General features: G+C 69.2%; 19 protein-coding genes. 7 read left to right on the top strand and 12 right to left on the bottom strand.

Features of this window, described 5'->3' with window-relative positions:
* Positions 1–48 precede the first annotated feature (48 nt).
* Genes ACQP2T_RS04045 through ACQP2T_RS04035 form a run of 3 tightly spaced genes read right to left on the bottom strand, consistent with a single transcriptional unit; the run spans position 49 to position 2,116 of the window.
* Positions 49–1,323, bottom strand: a complete 1,275-nt coding sequence (locus ACQP2T_RS04045; protein ID WP_433514854.1) for a hypothetical protein — start codon at positions 1,321–1,323, stop codon at positions 49–51.
* A 39-nt stretch (positions 1,324–1,362) separates the two neighbouring features.
* Positions 1,363–1,731, bottom strand: a complete 369-nt coding sequence (locus ACQP2T_RS04040; protein WP_433514853.1) for a VOC family protein — start codon at positions 1,729–1,731, stop codon at positions 1,363–1,365.
* 7 nt (positions 1,732–1,738) lie between these two features.
* Positions 1,739–2,116 carry a VOC family protein gene (locus tag ACQP2T_RS04035; RefSeq protein WP_433514852.1) on the bottom strand — a complete coding sequence of 126 codons (378 nt, stop codon included), beginning with the start codon at positions 2,114–2,116 and terminating at the stop codon, positions 1,739–1,741.
* A gap of 526 nt (positions 2,117–2,642) precedes the next feature.
* On the opposite strand from ACQP2T_RS04035, the gene ACQP2T_RS04030 reads away from it, so the two are divergent.
* The gene (locus ACQP2T_RS04030) at positions 2,643–3,548 is read left to right on the top strand and encodes a hypothetical protein (RefSeq protein WP_433514851.1); all 906 of its coding nucleotides are present in this window, start codon (positions 2,643–2,645) and stop codon (positions 3,546–3,548) included.
* Between the two features lie 61 nt (positions 3,549–3,609).
* Here the strand turns inward: ACQP2T_RS04030 and ACQP2T_RS04025 are convergent, their stop codons facing one another.
* The 3 genes from ACQP2T_RS04025 to ACQP2T_RS04015 all read right to left on the bottom strand — a co-directional run bounded on the left by ACQP2T_RS04025 (position 3,610) and on the right by ACQP2T_RS04015 (position 6,997).
* A complete protein-coding gene (locus ACQP2T_RS04025) occupies positions 3,610–4,794 on the bottom strand; it encodes a cytochrome P450 (RefSeq protein WP_433514850.1) in 1,185 nt (394 codons plus the stop codon).
* Between the two features lie 106 nt (positions 4,795–4,900).
* Complete coding sequence (locus ACQP2T_RS04020; RefSeq protein WP_433514849.1) at positions 4,901–5,464, bottom strand: TetR/AcrR family transcriptional regulator; 564 nt, start codon at positions 5,462–5,464, stop codon at positions 4,901–4,903.
* 171 nt (positions 5,465–5,635) lie between these two features.
* Positions 5,636–6,997 (bottom strand): pyridoxal phosphate-dependent aminotransferase, encoded by a 1,362-nt coding sequence (locus ACQP2T_RS04015; RefSeq protein WP_433514848.1) that lies wholly within the window; start codon positions 6,995–6,997, stop codon positions 5,636–5,638.
* Between the two features lie 440 nt (positions 6,998–7,437).
* On the opposite strand from ACQP2T_RS04015, the gene ACQP2T_RS04010 reads away from it, so the two are divergent.
* Positions 7,438–7,866 carry a hypothetical protein gene (locus ACQP2T_RS04010; protein ID WP_433514847.1) on the top strand — a complete coding sequence of 143 codons (429 nt, stop codon included), beginning with the start codon at positions 7,438–7,440 and terminating at the stop codon, positions 7,864–7,866.
* Positions 7,863–8,015, top strand: a complete 153-nt coding sequence (locus ACQP2T_RS04005; protein WP_433519706.1) for a DUF7691 family protein — start codon at positions 7,863–7,865, stop codon at positions 8,013–8,015. The genes ACQP2T_RS04010 and ACQP2T_RS04005 overlap by 4 nt, the downstream gene beginning before the upstream one ends.
* Positions 8,016–8,188: 173 nt before the next feature.
* On the opposite strand, the gene ACQP2T_RS04000 is transcribed toward ACQP2T_RS04005, so the two are convergent.
* On the bottom strand, positions 8,189–8,398 hold the full coding sequence (locus ACQP2T_RS04000) for an RICIN domain-containing protein (protein ID WP_433514846.1): 210 nt from the start codon (positions 8,396–8,398) through the stop codon (positions 8,189–8,191).
* 85 nt (positions 8,399–8,483) lie between these two features.
* Here ACQP2T_RS04000 and ACQP2T_RS03995 point away from each other — a divergent pair, with 85 nt between their 5' ends.
* Complete coding sequence (locus ACQP2T_RS03995; RefSeq protein WP_433514845.1) at positions 8,484–8,684, top strand: hypothetical protein; 201 nt, start codon at positions 8,484–8,486, stop codon at positions 8,682–8,684.
* 58 nt (positions 8,685–8,742) lie between these two features.
* Complete coding sequence (locus ACQP2T_RS03990; protein ID WP_433514844.1) at positions 8,743–9,030, top strand: hypothetical protein; 288 nt, start codon at positions 8,743–8,745, stop codon at positions 9,028–9,030.
* A gap of 117 nt (positions 9,031–9,147) precedes the next feature.
* On the opposite strand, the gene ACQP2T_RS03985 is transcribed toward ACQP2T_RS03990, so the two are convergent.
* Positions 9,148–10,065, bottom strand: coding sequence for a helix-turn-helix transcriptional regulator (locus ACQP2T_RS03985; RefSeq protein ID WP_433514843.1), 918 nt, complete (start codon positions 10,063–10,065; stop codon positions 9,148–9,150).
* Between the two features lie 179 nt (positions 10,066–10,244).
* Between ACQP2T_RS03985 and ACQP2T_RS03980 the strand changes: the two genes are divergently transcribed.
* Both ACQP2T_RS03980 and ACQP2T_RS03975 read left to right on the top strand, forming a co-directional pair.
* The gene (locus ACQP2T_RS03980; RefSeq protein WP_433514842.1) at positions 10,245–11,300 is read left to right on the top strand and encodes a hypothetical protein; all 1,056 of its coding nucleotides are present in this window, start codon (positions 10,245–10,247) and stop codon (positions 11,298–11,300) included.
* Between the two features lie 318 nt (positions 11,301–11,618).
* A complete protein-coding gene (locus ACQP2T_RS03975) occupies positions 11,619–13,202 on the top strand; it encodes a sulfatase family protein (RefSeq protein WP_433514841.1) in 1,584 nt (527 codons plus the stop codon).
* Between the two features lie 75 nt (positions 13,203–13,277).
* On the opposite strand, the gene ACQP2T_RS03970 is transcribed toward ACQP2T_RS03975, so the two are convergent.
* The 4 genes from ACQP2T_RS03970 to ACQP2T_RS03955 all read right to left on the bottom strand — a co-directional run bounded on the left by ACQP2T_RS03970 (position 13,278) and on the right by ACQP2T_RS03955 (position 18,366).
* Positions 13,278–14,681 carry a M1 family metallopeptidase gene (locus tag ACQP2T_RS03970; RefSeq protein ID WP_433514840.1) on the bottom strand — a complete coding sequence of 468 codons (1,404 nt, stop codon included), beginning with the start codon at positions 14,679–14,681 and terminating at the stop codon, positions 13,278–13,280.
* Between the two features lie 175 nt (positions 14,682–14,856).
* On the bottom strand, positions 14,857–15,810 hold the full coding sequence (locus ACQP2T_RS03965; protein ID WP_433514839.1) for an alpha/beta fold hydrolase: 954 nt from the start codon (positions 15,808–15,810) through the stop codon (positions 14,857–14,859).
* Positions 15,811–15,892: 82 nt separating this feature from the next.
* The gene (locus ACQP2T_RS03960) at positions 15,893–17,206 is read right to left on the bottom strand and encodes a family 43 glycosylhydrolase (protein WP_433514838.1); all 1,314 of its coding nucleotides are present in this window, start codon (positions 17,204–17,206) and stop codon (positions 15,893–15,895) included.
* Positions 17,207–17,349: 143 nt separating this feature from the next.
* Positions 17,350–18,366: a LacI family DNA-binding transcriptional regulator gene (locus ACQP2T_RS03955; RefSeq protein WP_433514837.1), complete on the bottom strand. Its 1,017-nt coding sequence runs from the start codon at positions 18,364–18,366 to the stop codon at positions 17,350–17,352.
* Positions 18,367–18,430: the final 64 nt, after the last annotated feature.

Below are 18,430 nucleotides of genomic sequence, written 5' to 3'. Positions count from 1 at the left end.
CCCGCCTGCCGTACCGGGTGACGCGCTCGTCGAGGGGTCCCTCGGCAGTCAGCGGTAGCGGGCGATGACAGCCCGGCGGTCGTCCCCTACGCCCACCCTGCCGACCGCCCAGACGGTCCTCGGGCCGGGCATGCCAGCCAGTGCCTCCAGCGCGAACATCCTGTGGCCGCGTTTCTGCCCCGGGATGAAAGGCAGGCGCCGCACGCCGGTGCGGCGGCCGTCAGGGCTCAGGCGCCAGGAGTCCCCCAGACCAGGACTCCCCACCGCGAGAAGGATCCCACCGGATCTGTCCGGAGCCGGCAGTGGGCAGCAGTAGCCGAAGGTGGGCGCCTTGCGCCGGGTCCACTGGCGGCCGTCCCAGTGCAGGAGGACCGGAGGCGGATCATCCGGCTCGTTGTCCACCTCGCCATGGTTGAAGGTGTGCTCGCCGACGGCCCACACGTCGCCCGCGGCCAGCGCCAGCACCGAATACAGCCCCGCGCCTCCTTCCGGGGGCTTCGGCGCGGCGAACGCGTAGGTCGGCGTGGAGACCAGGCGCCAGGAGCGACCGTCCCAGTGCATCGCGGCGGGCTGGCTCCCCTCGTCTCTCGTGATCCCCGGCCCTGAGTCCCGCGCGCCGACTGCCCACAGATCCGACGGGCCGGTCCCGCTGATCGACTCGGCCTCCGCAGGCAGCCGCACCTTGCGCCAGGCCCTTCCGTCCCATCGTCTGGCGTGCCGCCTCTCGACGCCGTAGACGGTCCAGACGTCGTCAGGAGCGAACACCTCGAGATCGGCGACCGTTTCGAGTTTTCCGGGGATCTTCCGCCAGCGGGAACCGTCCCAGCGGACGGCCGTCGTGTCGGTGTCCATCCCATCGGCCGAGCTTATCGTCGGGACGAGCAGCCAGACGTTGTCCGGCGCCGAGGCGGCCGCGAGCACCCGGGCATCCGACGGTAGCTCGCCCAGGCCCCGAGGCGGATCGACCTGGCGCCAGCGGCTGCCGTCGTAACGCAACACCAGGAGCGACCCGTCGTCGACCCCGACGGCCCAGGCATCCTTCCGTCCTGTCGCGATGATGTCCGTCAGGTTGGAGTCCGCGTGCTCGTGCTCGCTGATGTAGGCGTACCGCCAGCCGGAGCCGCCGACGGTGGGTGTCACGAGCGGCCCCGGCGTGGGCGTCTCATCGTCTTCGTCTTCTTCGAGCACGGGCACCGTGGGCGTGCTGCGGCCACTGGTCGGCGTGGCACTCTCGCTGCCGCTCACGCTTCCGCTTCCGCTCGTCGTCGTGCACGCCGCCACGGCGACGGCGAGCACGACGAGTAACGAGCCGATGATCCTCATCCTCGGCATGCTACGGCGGGCGTGGCTCCGAGCCGTTCGCTATTGCTGGATGACCGACAGGACGTTTCCCGCCGGATCCGTGAACCAGGCGATGGGCGGCCCCTCGGCGCGGAGAATCCCCTTGGGGTCCTGTGGGAAGCCCTCGTAGCGCTCGAAGCGCACTCCCCGTGCCGTCAGTTCGTCCACCGCCTTGTCGATGTCCTCGACCGGGAAGTTGAGGCACGTGAACGTCGCCGGGGTGTGCTGCTCCTTCGGGTAGACGAGAATGTCGGTGCCGCCCGCGATGTGCAGCGTGAGCATGCCGTGCTCCTCCGAGACACGCAGCCCCAACGTCTCGCCGTAGAACCTCTTCGCCGCCGCGATGTCGTCCACCGAGAACCCGCTGAACGCCTTCGTCGTTTCGAACATGATCGCCTCACATGGCCGCGAGGTGGGCCTCGCTGAGCTGGATGATCTGCACGTAGTTGCCGTCCGGGTCGATCGCGGTGGCGAACAGGCTGCCGTCACGATCCTCGAGCGGTGCCAGCCACGACGCGCCCGCCTGCTCCATGCGGGCCGCGACGGCGCGGGCGTCGGCCACGTGGAAGTTCAGTATCGTCCTGCCGGGCTCCGGATTCTTGTCGGTCACGTCCTCCCGCGTGTCGATGAACAGGTAGAACTCGCCGAACTTGAGCACCCCGTACTGCTCGATGTCGGTGTTCTCCTCGGGGTCCAGCGCGGTCACGTACCAGGTGCGCAGGCGCTCGGGGTCGGTGCTGGCGAGCAGCATGCCGCCGACGACGGGTCGCTTCATCGCGAACTCCTCACTGGTGGGTCCGAATCTCTTCGACAGGGGCAGACCAGGCGAGAAGCGAAAAGTCATCGGTGAGTCGGCAAAAAATGCCGCGCCGCATGCCCGGGTCGGCCGAGGCACGCGGCGCGGTGTTTCGGTCAGCGGAGCCGACAGGGGGCTCAGCCGGTGCGGAGCGTGAGCCCGTACACGCTCAAGGCCTCATTGACGGGCTGGTGGTACGTCGTACCGCCGACGGAGCAGTTGCCCGAGCCTGTAGGGCGTCAAAACGCGCGCACGTGGGTTGAGCTCGGGTTTCACCAGTCGAGCTAGGCGGCTCGGCGGTACTCGTTGATCGCTCCTCCAAGTATCTTGTGGCGTTCTATTCGGCCTTCCATCGGCACCACCACATACTCATCGTGATCGGGTGGCCGTTGCCTACGAGCCTGATGCGGCCGATGGCCGTTGTAGTGATCGACACATCCCGATCGCGGATGAGGAACCACTCCGCCGGTCGAACCTGCGGCGGCATGTCGGCATCCCATAAAGCATGAAATTCCGGACGACCTTCGCGTGTCTCCTGCTCGCCCCCACCACACTGATCGCGCAGCCTGCCGCGGCGGCGACCGCCTCGTCGGCCACGATCGCCTACGCGCAGCGCGCACAGACCTGGGAACTGGTGCTGACCAACGGGAAGGTGGTGAAGGTGCCGGAGGCGCTCGCCGTGGCCCCCGCCGACGCGGTCAACGCCGGTAGCCGGACGTCGTTCTTGGTCAGTGGCGATGGGCGGAACTTCTTCTATTTCCGCAAATCAGATGGGCTGTTCGTGCAGCGGACGCTGAACAGCGGGGAACGGGTCGTGTCGCGGAAACTCACGGCGGACAACATCTACGAAGAGTGGCCCTCGGTGTCGGACGACGGCAGCTATGTGGTCACGGAGACCTCGGGGCCGGGGTTGGGCATTCTCGCCGACCTGCGGACGGGCAAAGTGCTGCCACCTCCGAAAGGGACGGATTCGTGGCAGGGGTTCAGCCCTGACAGCAACAGGCTGCTGCTGGAAGGTGACCGGGCGATCGTGTTCGACAGGGGGCTGCGTGGCCGGACGCCGGTGAAGTCGCGGCTGTCGCCGCTGGCGCTGGCCAACGACTACGTCACGGTGGCGGCCCCGGTCGGCAAGACGTCCAAGCTCCGCAAGCTGCGCCTGCTCAACCTGCGCACCGGCCGGACGATCAGCACCGTGACCGCGCGCCTGCCACGGGGGCAGTACATCGACGACCTCGACTTCGACCGGTCGGGGCGGTTGATCGTCCGGTCGAAGACCAAGACGGGGGTGGCGGTCTACCGCCTGTCGAAGACGACAGGAAAGGCGACCCTGGTGCGGACTCTCGCCAGGCCCAAGGTGAAGGTCTGGGTGCTTCCCGGGGACGGCACGTACGAGCCGTGGACGGAGAAGTAGGCAGCCGTCGGGGCCAGCCGCGGTCTCGGTGATGCTCAGAGCCTGACCGAGGTCGACAGGGCTACCAGGCGACGGGCAGGCGGTGCACGCCGTAGATGGTCATGTCCGTCCGCATCGGCACCTCTTCTGGCGAGGCCGCCAGCCGCAGCGCGGGGAAGCGGTCGAACAGCGCCCGGTACGCGATGCGCATCTCGATCCGGGCGAGGTGGTGGCCCAGGCACTGGTGGATGCCGTGGCCGAAGGCCAGGTGCCCGGTCGGCGCGGGCCGGGTGACGTCAAGGGCCTCGGGATCGGGGAAACGCTCAGGGTCGCGGTTGGCGGCCGGGATCGACAGCGTCACCACCTGGCCCCTCCTGATCGTGCGTCCGGCGATCTCGACGTCCTCCAACGCCGCCCGGAGCGGCCCGAGGTGGGCGACCGACAAGTAGCGCAGCAGCTCCTCGACTGCCCCCTCCATGAGGGCCGGGTTCGCGCGCAGCGCGGTGAGCTGGCCAGGGTTCTCCAGCAGGACGTACGCGCCCAGCCCCAGCATGGCCGCCGTCGTCTCGTGGCCCGCCACCAGCAGGAGCAGGCCGACCCCGGCGATCTCCTCCTGGGTCAGCTCGCCGTCGGCGACGAGGCCGGAGATCAGGTCGTCCGCCGGGTTCGCCTGTTTGCTCCCCGCCAGCTCGTACAGGTAGCCGAACAGCGAGGCCATCGCGCCCATGACCTCCTCCTGGGCCGATCCGATGCGCAGCGCCGTGGCGGAGTCGTGCTGGAACCGTTCGCGGTCGGCGTACGGCACGCCCAGCAGTTCGCAGATCACCAGGGACGGAACGGGCAGGGCGAACTCGCGTACCAGATCGGCGGGCGCGCCGACGCCCTCCATGGCGTCGAGCACCTCGGCGGTGATCTGCGAGATCCGCGGCTCCAACGCCTTCAGCCTGCGCACGGTGAACTGGGCGGTGAGCGGGCGGCGCAAGCGGGTGTGGTCGGGCGGGTCGAGCTGCATGAAGAAGCCGGGAGGCTGAACAAAGGTCGCCGGGTCGGCCCCCTCCCAGACGACGGGCCAGCGCAGGCGCTCCAGACGGCTGCTGAACCGGGCGTCGGCCAGTACCGCGCGGGCGGCCGCGTGGCCGGTCACCAGCCAGCCTTCGTGGCCGCCCGGATAGGTCATGGGCTGGATGGGCGCCTCCTCGCGCCAGCGGCGCAGCTCCTCCGGCGGGTCGAACGGGGACGGGCGCTTCGTGGGGAAAGTGATGGTCACGCACTCGCTCCTCTACACCTATAGAGTCCTCTACATTCGTAGAGTACTCGGGCCGTACGGCAGTCCCCGTAGCGGCGGCCCCTTTGTCCGTGGCTCCCGGCGGTGGTCAGGCTTCGCCGACGGCCGCGAGCAGACCGCGGATCTTGGGACGCAGATCGGGCAGTTCGCCCGGACGGCTGAGCAGGTGGTCGAGGAGGAGCCCGTCGGCGTAGGCGATGAGGTCGACGGCCCACAGGTCCGCGTTGGGCACCTCGGCGGCCTCCAGCAGGCGGACGACCATGTCGCGGATGCGGGCGCCGCTGGCCAGCAGCACCTTGCGCAGCTCAGGGCGGCGCATCGCCTCCAGAGTCAGCTCGTACCTGGCGAGCTGGCGGTCCCGGCTGGCGGTCAGCCACTGGCCGACGAGCCACGTGACGGACTCGATCACCTCGTCCCGGCCGCCCGTGAACGAGTCCGCGCGCTCCTGCAGCGCGGCCAGGTCGGCGGTGGTGTGCTCGGCGAGCCGCTCGACCGCTGCCCGGAGCAGCGCCTGCCGGGTCCGGAAATAGTAGGACGTCGAGCCCTCCGGCAGGTCGGCGGCGCGGTCGACGGCGCGATGGGTCAGACCGCGAATGCCCTCTGCGGCGAGAAGTCCGATCGCCGCGTCGGCGATCTCCTGTCGTCTGGACACGCGCCGAGTCTAGCGACGCCGATCTTAGCGGCCCCCTGCCGACCTGGTCGCGGCCGTGGTCGTCCTCCCCAACGCCGACCCCGGCCAGACGACGCGGCCGGTTCCGGCGACCGGGGCACGCTGGAGGCCTCCATGCCTCTCAGCGACAGCTGGGCCTTGCGCTCGTGGGGGTTACCGCGGCCAGGGGCTCGGCCCGGCCAGGGGGCAGGAGGTGAGGGTCTCGACGGCTTCGGCTATCGTCCGCAGCCGCGCGGCGATGTGGGGCAGGCGGACGGGATCCTGGTCGCGCAGCGCCGCCCACTGCTCGTCGGCGTCGCGCCCGTAGAGCTGGCTCGTGGCGGCGCGGAAGCGTAACCTGCCGGGGTCGTCGCCGAAGTGGTGGCCGCCGAGGACGGCCACCCCGCGCTGGTCGAGCAGGTACGACTGCAGCCCGGCCGACGTGGTCAGCCCTCGTGCCGCGAGCACCGGCCGGGCAGGCTCGAAGTCGGGGTAGACGTAGAAGCCGCCGCGCGGCTCCGGGCACACGGCCCCGGCCTTGGTGAACGCGGTGTGCACCGCCCGCGCGACGGCGCCGTGCAGGTGGGCGCTCGCGCGGAGGTGCTCGACGATCTCCGGCGGCTCGTCGAGGGCGCCGGCGGCGACGGCCTGCATGGGGCCGGCGAGCGCCGACCATACCTCGCTGGCGATGGCCAGCACCTTGCACCGCAGGGCGCGGCCCCACGCGTTGCGGGGCAGGCGGGCGATGCCGATCCGCCAGCCGCCGAGCGCCAGGCTCTTGCTGAGTCCGGTCGTGACGATCGTCCGCGCCGGGAGGAACTCGGCCGGGCTCGCGTACGGCGTCCCGGGGTTGTGGACGGTGTCGCGGTAGATCTCGTCGGAGATGACGGCGACCCGCTCGGAAGCGGCCAGCTCGCAGACGCGGCGGACCAGCTCGGGCGGGGCGAGCGCGCCGGTGGGGTTGTCGGGCGTGGTCAGGATGACCGTGCGCGGGTCGAGGCCGGCGCGTCTGGCCTCGCGCAGCGCGCCGGTGAACGCGTCGGGGTCGGGCACGCCGCCGTACCCGTCGGGCACGGGGACGCGGATGACCCGGCGGCCGGCGAACAGCGCCTGCGGGACGTAGCTCAGCCAGCACGGCCGCGGCAGCACCACGTCCCCGGGCAGGGCGGACAGCAGCGCGAACAGCAGCGGTTTGCTGCCGGGCCCGGCGACGATCTGCTCGGGCTCGGTCGGCATCCGCCGCCGGGCGAAGTATCCGGCGGCGGCCTGGAGCAGCGCCTGGTCCCCGGCCACGGGCCCGTAGGAGTTGGCCGCGGTCGTGGCGGCGAGCCGGTCGAGGAGCAGCGGGTGCACGGGCAGCCGGGCCTCGCCGAGCCCGAGGTGGACGACGGGCTCGCCGGCCGCCAGCCGGGCCGTGATCTCCTGGTCCAGCGCGAGGTTGGGCGCGATCGTGTCCGGGATGATCGGAGGCGCCGGCGAGCGGCGGCGTGACGAGAGGGCGTGGGTGCGGCGCGACGAGTTCCACGTGAGCTTCATGGCGATCCCTGCCGGAGGCCGGGCCTCCCTGATGCGCGGCGGCCAGGACGATTCGGTGCCCGATCAGTGCCCGATCAGTGCCCGAGGTGGACGGCGAGAATGCGGGCGATCTCGCCGAGCGGGCCTGGCAGCCGTCAGCGTCCGGCCGCGCCCAGGTGGTACGTGTCGCCCTTGATCGCATGAACACCGCTTCGCGAGCCCTCGAGTCATCAACCGCTGGCACACCGCCGTGGCACCAAGTGATCCCCGATTTCAGCCTGCCCCTTGGACGGGCTTCCCTCTGGCCGTGATGCTGCGCCGCGTGTCCGCCCTCGTGCGTCCGCACCGCCCTCGGCCCTCGCAACCCTGAGTTCACCACAGCCACGTGGCTACTGACAACGGCGGGCGCCGAGCGGCCGGAAGCGACCGGCGCCGTCTCGGCCGCCGGCAACGTCCTGTCCATGCTGGCCGTGCCGTGGTTCGTCCTGGAGACCACCGGCAGCGCCGCGCTCACCGGGATGGCGGCGTTCGCCTCGACGTTGCCCATCGTGATCTCGGCGGCGTTCGGCGGCACGCTGGTGGACCTGATCGGGTTCCGCAGGGCCGGCGTCCTGTCGGACGTGGCGAGCGGGCTCATCGTGATCGCGATCCCGGCCCTGTTCCTGACGACCGGCCTGTCCTTCCCCGTGCTGCTGGCGCTGGTCTTCGTCCGCTGGCTGACGGCCACGCCCGGCGAGACCGCGCGCAAGGCGATGGTGCCCGACCTCGCCGAGCCGGCCCGGGTGAAGATCGAGCGGGCGACCGCCGCCTATGACGGAGTCAACCGGGGCGCCAGGATGGTCGGCGCGCCCGTCGGCGAGCCGGCGCCCCCACCGCGTACGAGGCACTGAGCGCGGCCGTCCACGGCGGGCCGTTCACCGCGGACGAGTCGCACGCCTTCCAGTACCGCTACGCCTATGAGCGGCTATGCGACTTCACCGGCACCTTCCTGGACAACAGCTGCTTCATGCCATTCCACGCCGTCCCTGGACCTGGATGACGCTGTCTCCCAATGCGTCGAGTGGATGCGGCACGCGGCCGCGCGACCCGGCTTCGGTGTCATCGGTTTCGTGTCTTAGAGCCCGCTGGCAAAGGCTCATGGTCTCCGCTCCCGGGTCATTTGCCAGGGCGCATCACCCAGACGCGGGCCGTCTTCGCCGATATCGGGACGTCCTAGCCGAACGGCCAGCGCTGCTCGCCGGTGGTCTTGCAGGGCCATTGGATGGCGAACTTGCCGAGCGTGGTCTCGCCGTGGGCGATCGCCAGGCACATGCCGGTGGCCTGGTTGCGCAGGCGCCGCATGCCGTCGTAGGACCACGTCTGGGCGGGCGTGCCGAGGCAGGGCCACTGGGAGGCATGCCCGCCGGGGCATCCCAATCCCACGACTCCTGGAACCTGGTCCTGTGACGAGTACCCCTTCAAGTCCACCTACAACGGCGCATACTCCCAGCCCTACGGCCGGAACATCGTGATCATCGATTGGGGCACCGGGACCGGGTACGACTGCAACGCGTCGTGGTTGTGGATCCGCGACCCCGCCGACTCCGGCGGTTACAGCGCCTGCATGATTCCCTTGGCGGAGAACGCTCTCGGCGGATCCGACCTGGGCGCCTTCTACTACAAGTCCCGGGTCCTGGACGGGGACCAGTTCGCGGTCCGCGTCATCTGACCAAGATCGGATAGCTTGCCTGGCAACACACCGCTCCCCCGGCCCGCGGGAGCGTGACTTGCCAGGCAAGTCGCACGATCAGGCCAGCCACCGCTCCCAGCCGACACCGAAGAATCCGTACTTCCTGCGCTTCGCGGACGCCCTGGAGGTCGCCGCGGCCGGTGGCGAATCCACCGCCGAGCGTCTGGCGCACCACCTGTGGGCGGCCGGACCGCTGGCCGACCCGGCCCGCACCGCCACCGCCCTGGTACGCGCGGGGCGCAGCGCGGCGGCGAAGTCCGCGCTCGAGGCCGCCGAGCGGCATTTGCGGTCAACCGTCCCAGGCGGTGCGGGTCGGAAGAAGTGAGGGGGATCATCAAGTCCGCCATTCTGCTTGATCAGGGTCTTCCCGGACCATAAGGCGGCGAATGTTGAGGCGATGTTGAGGATCCGCTCAATCGGCTGGCAAGCGCTCGCGTGCCGCTCAAGGGCCGGGGCGCATCCCCGCAGCCTCGGTTCGCCCTGTCTGGCGCACAGATCGAACACCGCTCGGAATACCGGCCTGGGCGAGAAGGCTCAGTGCTGCCGCTGACCCAGTGCCGGCCTCGGCGGTCGCCACGACTATGCGCTGGCCGTCCTCCTGCGGGACGTTCAGGGTCTGGAGGTTGAGTCGCATGCGGCCTACGACCGGGTGGTGCATGCGGTAGGTCGCGAGGTCCCACTTTCTGACCCGGTGCTCGGACCACATACTGGCGAACTCCGGGCTCTTCATGGTCAGTTCACCGATCAGTGCGGCCAGCCGAGGATCGTCCGGATGCTGCCCGGCGGCGAGCCGCAGTTTCCCCACCACGTCCCTGGCCTTCTTCGGCCAGTCCACGTACAGGTCCCGTGTGTGCGCGTCCAGGAAGACCAGCCGGGCCGTGTTCGGACGCCGGTCGGGCTGATCGGGGATGTGCGGGTCCAGATGCCCGGCGAACAGCGTGTGTCCCATCCGATTCCAGGCCAGTACGTCGCTGCGGCGCCCAACCACGATCGCGGGCGTGTCGCCGAACGCGGCGAGCAGTTGCCGGGTCGTGTCTCCCGCTCGCTCCGGCGGGGGCCTACGCCGGCCGCCGGTGCGGCGCGAGGCACGGGCCAGGTCGTGCAGGTGGGCCCGCTCCACCTCGTCAAGACCGAGGGCGCGGGCCAGCGCGTCTAGCACCTCGGGTGACGCGTTGAGCGAGAGCCCCTGCTCCAGGCGCGTGTAGTAGGACAAGCCCACCCCGGCGAGCTGCGCCAGCTCATCACGGCGCAGCCCCGGCACGCGACGGCGCTCTCCGAAATCCCGGAGTCCCACATCCGCCGGTCGCAATTGCGACCGGCGCATCCTGAGGAACTCCCCCAACCCCGTCTTCTTGCTCATACGCCGAGTATCGAGCACCGGGACGCCGGCAGCCTGCCCCCGCCAGGGGCAGGCTGTGAACGCCCGGCGGCAGCAGACTCCAAGCCACGAGCAGGAGGCAGGGCATCCCGCCCACCGCGTCCTGTACGCGATGTCCGGCGCAACGGCCCGGACCGCGTCTTCGGAAGGAAGAACGCCCCATGAAGCTGAAGCAGTCCGCGACCGCCGCGGCCCTGACCACCATGACGGTTCTCGGCACCACGCTGGCCGGCACCACCGGCGCCCTCGCCGCCACCGACCAGCACGCCGCCGCCGGCCAGACCCGTCGGGCGGCGTCCACCATCGAGGCCAAGGGGCCGGGTGTCTTCCCCCATTCCGCGGACTACTACCCGGGCTCCCGGAAGTTCGTGACGGGTTCGCTGGCGCACAGCACCATCTCCTCCGTCGATCAGAAGGGCAAGGTGCGCACCATCATCGACGACAAGAAGCTGGTGTCGGTGCAGGCCGTGCGGATTGACACCAGGGGTAACCGGATCCTGGCCGGCAACGTGGACTACGGAACGGCCGAACGCTCCACGGACGCCACCAAGTTCAAGGTCGCGGGCGTCGCCGCCTACCAGATCGGCAGCGGACGCCGGCTCTGGTACGCCGACCTGAACAAGGTCGCGAAGGACGACAAGCAGCATCTCGTGGCCGACGTGACGGTCGCTCCGAACGGCACGGCGTACGCCGTCGACCAGCTCTCCTCGACGATCTTCCGCATCGATCGCAAGGGCCGGGCATCCATCCTCGTGAGCCACAAGCTGCTGGCCGGGAACGTGGACGTCCCGAACTTCCTGAACAACGTGGGCATGAGCGCCGTCGCATGGGTGCCCGGCAACATCCTCATCGTCGCGAAGGCCGACGGCAGCCTGGTGCGGGTGCCGGTCGACAACCCCAAGAAGGCCACCAAGGTCAAGCTCTCCAAGGACCTCAAGGCCCTCACCGCCGGCATCCGGGTCCTGCCCGACAAGTCACTCGCCGTGGTCAGCAGCGGCCTGCTCAGCGGGAAGGCCGCCGTCGTGCAGCGGGTCAGCCCCGACCGCAACTGGAAGTCCGCCACCGTCAAGGTCACCGACACCGTCACCGACCCGGTCACCAGCTCCGTCACGCCCGGCCCCGGGGGCAGGACCTACGCGCTCAGCGGCGGCCTGGCCGCCCTGCTGGCCGGCAAGCCGAACGACGGCTTCACACTGCGCCCGGTCGACGTGCGCTGACCCGCACTAGCTGTACGACCCGGGCACTGCCGACCGGCGACGGCCGCAAGGGCCACGTACGGTCCCTGGACGAAGCTCTCGCGATCCCACGGCCGAGGTCCGTTCGGCCGGCAGAATTCCCCGTCGCGGCATCGCCATTGTCTTGGCATTGAATTCTGTCCGACAAGGCCCGACATAAAAGCCGACGATTTTGAATCCGTACTTCGATGCGCTTGCCAGGAAATCTTCAGGATCAATCGGTTGATCTGTCGTATCGAGGGCCATTAGCGTGCATTCCACCCTCAATTTTCCCGAATTGTCAAGAAGGTGGTCACGACGATGACCCGACATACCCGCAGAGCCTTGGCGGTGGCCTTCGCGCTCGTCCTCAGCCTGAGCCTGGGTTCCCAGGCAGGCGCGGGGACGGCCGCGGCCGCCAAGCCCCAGCAGCCGAACATCATCTTCTTCCTGGTGGACGACATGTCCGCCGACCTGCTGCAGTACATGGACACCGTGCGCGGCCTGGCCGACGACGGCACCACGTTCACCAACTACTATGTGTCGAACTCGTTGTGCTGCCCGTCGCGCGCCTCGATGTTCACCGGCCAGTTCCCGCACAACACCGGCGTGGCCACGAACCTGAACACCGACCGCGGCGGCTACAAGGCGTTCGCGCCGCTCGAGCCCAGGACGTACGCCGCTTCGCTGGAAAAGGCCGGATACCGTACCGGCTACCTCGGTAAGTACATCAACGAGTACCCGGTGACGGGCCCCAATTATCATGTGCCGACGGGCTGGGACGAGTGGCACGTGGCGGCCAACGGCTACGGCGAGTACAAGTACCAGCTCACCAACTATGTGAAGGGGGAGACGCCCGGCCTGGACTCCTCCGACGGCACATACCTGGTGGACCTGCTCGGCAAGCGGGCTACGGACTTCATCGCACGTTCACGCGAGCGCGCCCCGGGCAAGCCGTTCTTCCTGCAGGTCGCGCCGTTCGCGCCGCACTCCAGGCTCAACGTCAAGCCGGGCGAGAAAGAGCCGCGCTTCCCGCCGGCCCGCCGTGATCGGCCCAAGACCGAGTTCCCGGCCGGGGAGTTCCCGAACGGTGACTGCGGCGGGCCCGACTGCAACGACATCGATGTGAGCAAGCTGCCCACCTTCGACGAGGACACCGCCGACAAGCCCTCCTGGGTACGCCGCGAACCGCTCGCTCCCGGGCTGGTCAACCAGCTGCGTACGGACTACCGCGACCGGGTCCGCATGGTCCAGTCGGTGGACGACATGGTGGGCCGCGTCCTGGGCACGCTGACGGCCGCCGAGAAGCGCAACACGTACGTGGTGTTCACCAGCGACAACGGCTTCCACCTCGGCCAGCACCGCCTCGTACGCGGAAAGTCCACCGCCTATGACCACGACATACGCGTGCCGCTGCTGGTCAAGCGTCCTGCGGCGGGACGGCAGGGCGACCTCGTGGCCGGCGCCATCGCCCAGAACGTCGACCTGTTCGCGACCTTCCTCGACATGGCCGGCGTCGGCGCCGCCACCCGCGACAGCCGCGACGGCCGCAGCCTGCTGCCGCTCATCCAGGGCAAAAAGGCCGAGGACTGGCGTAAGGCGGCCCTGATCGAGCACGTCAAACCCAAGCCGGCCACAACCGGAGAGTCGGACCCCGACGCCGAACCTGTCCAGGCGGGCAACTCCCAACCCCCCAGTTACACGGCCGTACGTACTGCCGGGGACCTGTACGTCGAATACGAGGGCGTGTCGAAGCCGGAGTACTACGACACGGTGGCGGACCCGAAGCAGGAGTCCAACGACCCCGGCAACGCCAAGACCGCCGACCTGGCCAAGGTCCTCGACGCACTGGCGAAGTGCGGCAAGGCGGGCGCCCCGGACTGCTGGACCGCGGCCCGGCTCTGACCTGGGCAACCTGGGCAAACCCGGCCAGGGACAGCGCGACATCCGCTGCTCCTGGCCGGGCGCCTCTCGCTCAGTTCACCACGTCACGGGCTTGCTCGGGGTGAACAGCCAGACGTTGAAGAAGTCGGTCAGGTCCCGGCCGGAGATCTTCTCCGCGAGCGTGATGAACTCATCAGTGTCGGCCAGGCCGTAGCGGTGATCGGCCGCCCACGTCCGCAGCAGCCGGAAGAAGGGTTCGTCACCGATCTTCGCCCGCAGCGCCTGGAGAGTCATGCCGCCACGGTTGTAGACGGCGGTGCTGAACATGGTGTCGCGCTGCGGATCGGCCACCTTCGACTGCCAGAACGACTCCGGCCTGGCGGCGTACTGCTGGTCGAACCACGCCTGGACGGTCTGGCCGCCGGTGTGCTCGGTCCAGTAGCGCTGGGCGAAGGTGGCAAAGCCCTCGTTGAGCCAGATGTGCTGCCAGGTGCGCAGCGAAACGCTGTCGCCGAACCACTGATGGGACAGCTCGTGCGCGACCGTGGTCTCGCTGCGGACGGCGGAGTACAGCGGCTTGGTCTGATTCTCCAGTGAGAAGCCGACGATGGGGACGTTGTCCACGATCGCGCCCGTCTCCTCGAACGGGTAGCGCCCGAACAGCTCGCTCCAGTAGTCGGTGATGTTGGCCGTCTGCTGGAAGACGACCTCGGTACCGGGCACGGTCGGATCGGTGGCGACCCATTCGCGCAGGCCGTCCGGCGTCCTGCCCTGCTGCACGTCGAACCGGCCGATCGTGGTCGTGACCAGGTACGACGCCATCGGACGCAGTTCGTTCCACAGGAAGGTCGTCGTGTCGCCGTGAGTGACCTGCGCCGCCAGCACGCCGTTGGCCGCGGCGGTGAGCCCCTTCGGGACGGTCACCGCGATGGAGTAGGTCGCTTTGTCGCTCGGGTGGTCGTTGGAGGGGAACCAGGTGCTGGCCGCGTTCGGCTCGCAGGCGACCAGCACGCCGTCCTCCGTGGCGATCCACCCGTACGGCAGGCCGAACACGATCGGGCCGCCGAGCGGCTGCGGGATGCCGTCGTAGGTGACGGCCACGTCGAAAACGCTCTGACGCCGCAGGCCCGACCTGGGCGTGACGATCAGCTCTTGGCCGTCGCGCACGTAGGCGGCCTGGCGGCCGTTGACCGTGACCGACCTCACCGTGAGCTGCTGGAAGTCCAGATCGAAGCGGGACAGGTCCTGGGTGGCGCGGGCCAGCATGTGCACCGTCCCCTTGAGCACCTTGGTAGCGGGGTCGTAGCCAAGGTTGAGGGAGTAGTGCTGGGCGTCGTACCCGCCGTTTCCCTCCAGGGGGAAGTAGGGGTCACCGAGACCGGGCGCACCCGGCCGGAAGTCGGGCGGCGCGGCCGCGGCAGCGGACGGGGCGGCTGCGAAGGTCATGGCCGCCGCCATGCTGAGAGCGGCGGTCCAGCGAGCGATCTGGGCAAGCACCATCGCAAGCCTCCGTGGGGGGTAGGTCACAAGCCCGAGAGTGAAGGAAAAACTGGAACTTGTCCGGACCCAAAATTCCTCCGTCGCCGACGGATGAGGCGTGATCACATGCGGTCTGTGCCCCGGTGCGAGCGACGCCTCTCCGGTGGATGTCAACGGAATCGCTGTGGGTCCGGGCTCAGGCGCTGTCTTCCGCGGCCGAGGTGACGCGCTGGATGGCCTGGACGGCGACGTCAGGCTGGTCGAGGTAGATGTAGTGGCCGCTGCCGGTGGCCGTGCTCAGCTTGCCGGCGCTGGACAGCGCGAGCCACTTGCGCTGGCCCGCGGACCACGCCTGTTCCAGGCGCGGCCCGTACGTGGGGATGGCCGCGAGGTACTGCTTGCCGTGCTGGATCACCTCCACCGGGATGTCTCCGGCGGAGCGCGCCTTTCCATCGGTGATGACGAGCTTCTCCGGGTTCTGTCCCTGGAATATCGCCAGGTTCTGCGCGCGTACCTCGGCTGCCGGGCCCTTCGCCGACTCGGGGATCACCGTCGAGATGTCGTGCACCATCGTGGGTGGCGTGGCGTCCATCAGGACCAGCCCTTTGACCCTGTCCTGGTGGTCGGGGGCGTATCTGGCGGCGATCAGTCCGCCCAGCGAGTGCCCCGCCAGGACGACCGGGCCGTCACCGGCGACCCGGTCGAGCACGCCGGTGAGGATCTTCCCGGTGCCGGCGAAGTCCTGTGGGCCGTCCGGCTGGTCGCTGGCGCCCGCGCCGAGCCGGTCGTAGCTACAGACCTGGTTCTTCGCGCTCAGCGTCTTCTGGAGAGCGGCCATCTTGTCCAGCCCGTCACCGCCTCCGTGCATCAGCACGATGACGGGCTTGCCCTTCGCCGGGTCGCCCGAGCAGGACACGTTCACCGACCGGCCGGCGACAGTGATCTTCTTGGTTCCCACGATCCGGCCGGTGTCGGCTTTGTGGGTCGTGGGGGCGAGTGGGTCCCAGTTGTCCATCGAGTCCTCTTCGCAACCGGTGACCCCCGCCCCGATCACGGTGACGCACAGTGCGGCCACAAGGGCTGCCTTGAGCTTGCGGGGCATGATGTCCTCCAGTGCGGAATCGGGAAGGTGGCCGAGATGTCGTGCCACGCCCGTTACGTTATGGAGTCGACGGGTGCGGAATCGTCACCGCACGGAGGACATTCGCCGGTAGCTCGCTCGGGGGACAGAGTCAGTGGTTCCGGCGCTGGACGTACAGGCGGTTGCCCTTCGGTCCCGTCCATTCCACCCGCACGATCCCGGGCACCGCCGTGTCGCCGACGCGTGACGGGTCGGCCCAGTAGCCGAACCTGGGGTTGCGGAAGAACGTCGCCCACAGCTTGCCGGTGTGATCCACGAAGAAGTTGTTGTGGCCGGCGCCGACACCCACGGTCCACCGCTTCGAGTACGGTCCCTCGAAGGTGTCCGAGACGGCGACGACCGCGTCGTAGTGGTACTGCGCGCGACCGGTGCCGGGTGGGTCGTAGGCGTAGCGGGTGCTGCCGTCGGCGTTGGTCGAGGTCCGATTCCAGGCGGCCTGGAGCAGGAAGTACTTGCCGCCGTACTTGAACACGTACGCGCCTTCGAGATACGGCTCGGGTGTGTAGGGCGTCTGCTGGAACTGCGGGAGGTTGGTGGTCGGGACGATGTCCTCCATGTCGTCCCGGAACTTCGCGTACACGTGGTTGTGCAGCACCAGCCAGGCGTCATCCCCCTCGCTGTAGAGGCTGCCGTCGATGTGGTGGTAGGCGCCGGGCTCGATGAAGGCGGGCCCGCCGGGAACGGGGTCGCCGAAGGGCTTGTCGTGGTTGCCCTCGACCAGCCGGTACGGCCCTTCGGGCCCGCCCTCGCTCACCAGCATGAACGAGCCGACCTTGTGCGCGTGGTCGCCCATGCAGGCGACGATGTACCACTTGCCGCGGAAGTAGTGCACCTCCGGTGCCCAGACATCGCCGCGCTTGCCGAACTGGTCGTCGGTCCAGTACTCCTGCCACGGAGCGACCACCATGCGGCCTGGCCGGTTCTCGTCGACGAACTCGGGCGACCAGACCTTACCGTTCTCGGCGCCGGGGCGGATACCGGTGGTGTCGGCCAGCTTCCACGGCCCGCGCAGGGACGGGGACACCCACATGAAGATGCCGTCGTTCCACGGGGCTGCGCCCGCGACCCCGGGCGCCCGGGTGGTGCCGGTGGCGACGTAGATCGGACGACCGTTCACCACGAAACAGTTGACGTAGGTGTCCCGCATCCAGACCCGGCCGAGCTCCTTGTCACGGGGGCGGAGCTCCAGCGGGAGGATGAGGGAGTTGTCCTCGCGCGGCCACAAATCGAGCCGGGTGTCGGCGAGGCCGTAGGGCTCAAGGTCGGGCCAGTTCGACGGGTATCGCTTCATCGAGGTGCTCCCCTGCGCGGCGGTCGCGGGCAGTGCCGCCGTTCCCAGAAGGCCGGCGGCTCCCGCCAGCAGGGAGCGTCGGCCGACGGTCAACCCGTTGTTGGAATCAGTCATCAGTTACGTCCTCCGCATCAGCGCGCGGTCCGTTCGGTGCGCAGCTTGCGGGTGAGTTTTCCCAGGTGCCGATATATCGTCAATAACCCGGAAAAATTAATCGATGATCGCGCAGGTAGGTCACACCAGGAAAAACATCCGTTTCAGCTTCCGGCCGGCACCGAGGCGGTGGACGCGCGGTAGATCATGGACACGGGGACGATGACATCCTCCGGCGAAGTGTTCCTGGCCGCGATCCGGTCGAGGAGGAGGCGGACGGCCGCCGCTCCGGCGTCGAAGAACGGCAGGTGAACGGTCGTCAGCGGCGGGATCGTCCGGGCGGCGACCGGGTGGTCGTCACAGCCGACGACCGAGCAGTCGTCGGGGACTTTCCGCCCTCGCTCGTGTAGCGCGTTTAGGACGCCTACTGCCATGAGGTCGTTCTGAACGTAGATCGCCGTTATATCCCCGGCTCGGTCCAGCAGGCGGTGGGTGGCGGCGTAGCCGCCCTCGACCTCCCATTGGCCGTCTTCGATGAGGAGGGGATCGTAGGGCAGGCCGTGTTCGGCCAGCACCTCGCGGTAGATGGCGGTGCGGCGCTGCGCGCTGTGACGCTGCTGGAAGCCGGTCACCATGGCTATCCGGCGATGACCGAGCGCGAGCAAGTGGCGGATCGGAAGCGCCGCGGTGCCCTCGGACTCGGGGCCGACCTTCGGGACGCCGCCGCCGGCGATGTCGTGCAGGCTGACAGCGGGCGGCCCGGCACGTAGCAGCCGGCCGACCTCCTCGTCCTCCTCGGCCGCCGGGGCGTTCATGATGATCCCGTCGACCCGGCGCTCCATCAGGACGCGCAGATAACGTACGCAGTCCGAGCCGTCCGGTTCGAGGCTGCTGAGGATCACGCTGAGGCCGTGCTGCCGTGCTTCACGCTCGATGCCGACGAGGAACTGCGCCGGCGTCGTGTTGGTGAAGTCGACAGTGATCACTCCGAGGGTCAGGGAGCTGCGTGACTGCAGGCTGCGGGCCAGCGCGTTGGGGATGTAGCCGATCTCTTCGGCCGCCTCGATGATGCGTTGCCGGGTGGCCGCGCTGACGGCGCCCTTGCCGTTGAGCACTTTGCTCACCGTCTGGAAGCTCACGTTGGCGCGCGCGGCGACATCCCTGATCGAGACACTGGCCACGGCGTTACCTCCGGAAGGCGAACGTTCGCATGAGCGGCTCTGCGCCACTGCCCTATAGCGCGAT

The organism is Nonomuraea sp. CA-143628 (genome assembly GCF_050942315.1).
GTDB lineage: Bacteria > Actinomycetota > Actinomycetes > Streptosporangiales > Streptosporangiaceae > Nonomuraea.
This window is presented reverse-complemented; position numbering and strand designations above follow the sequence as displayed.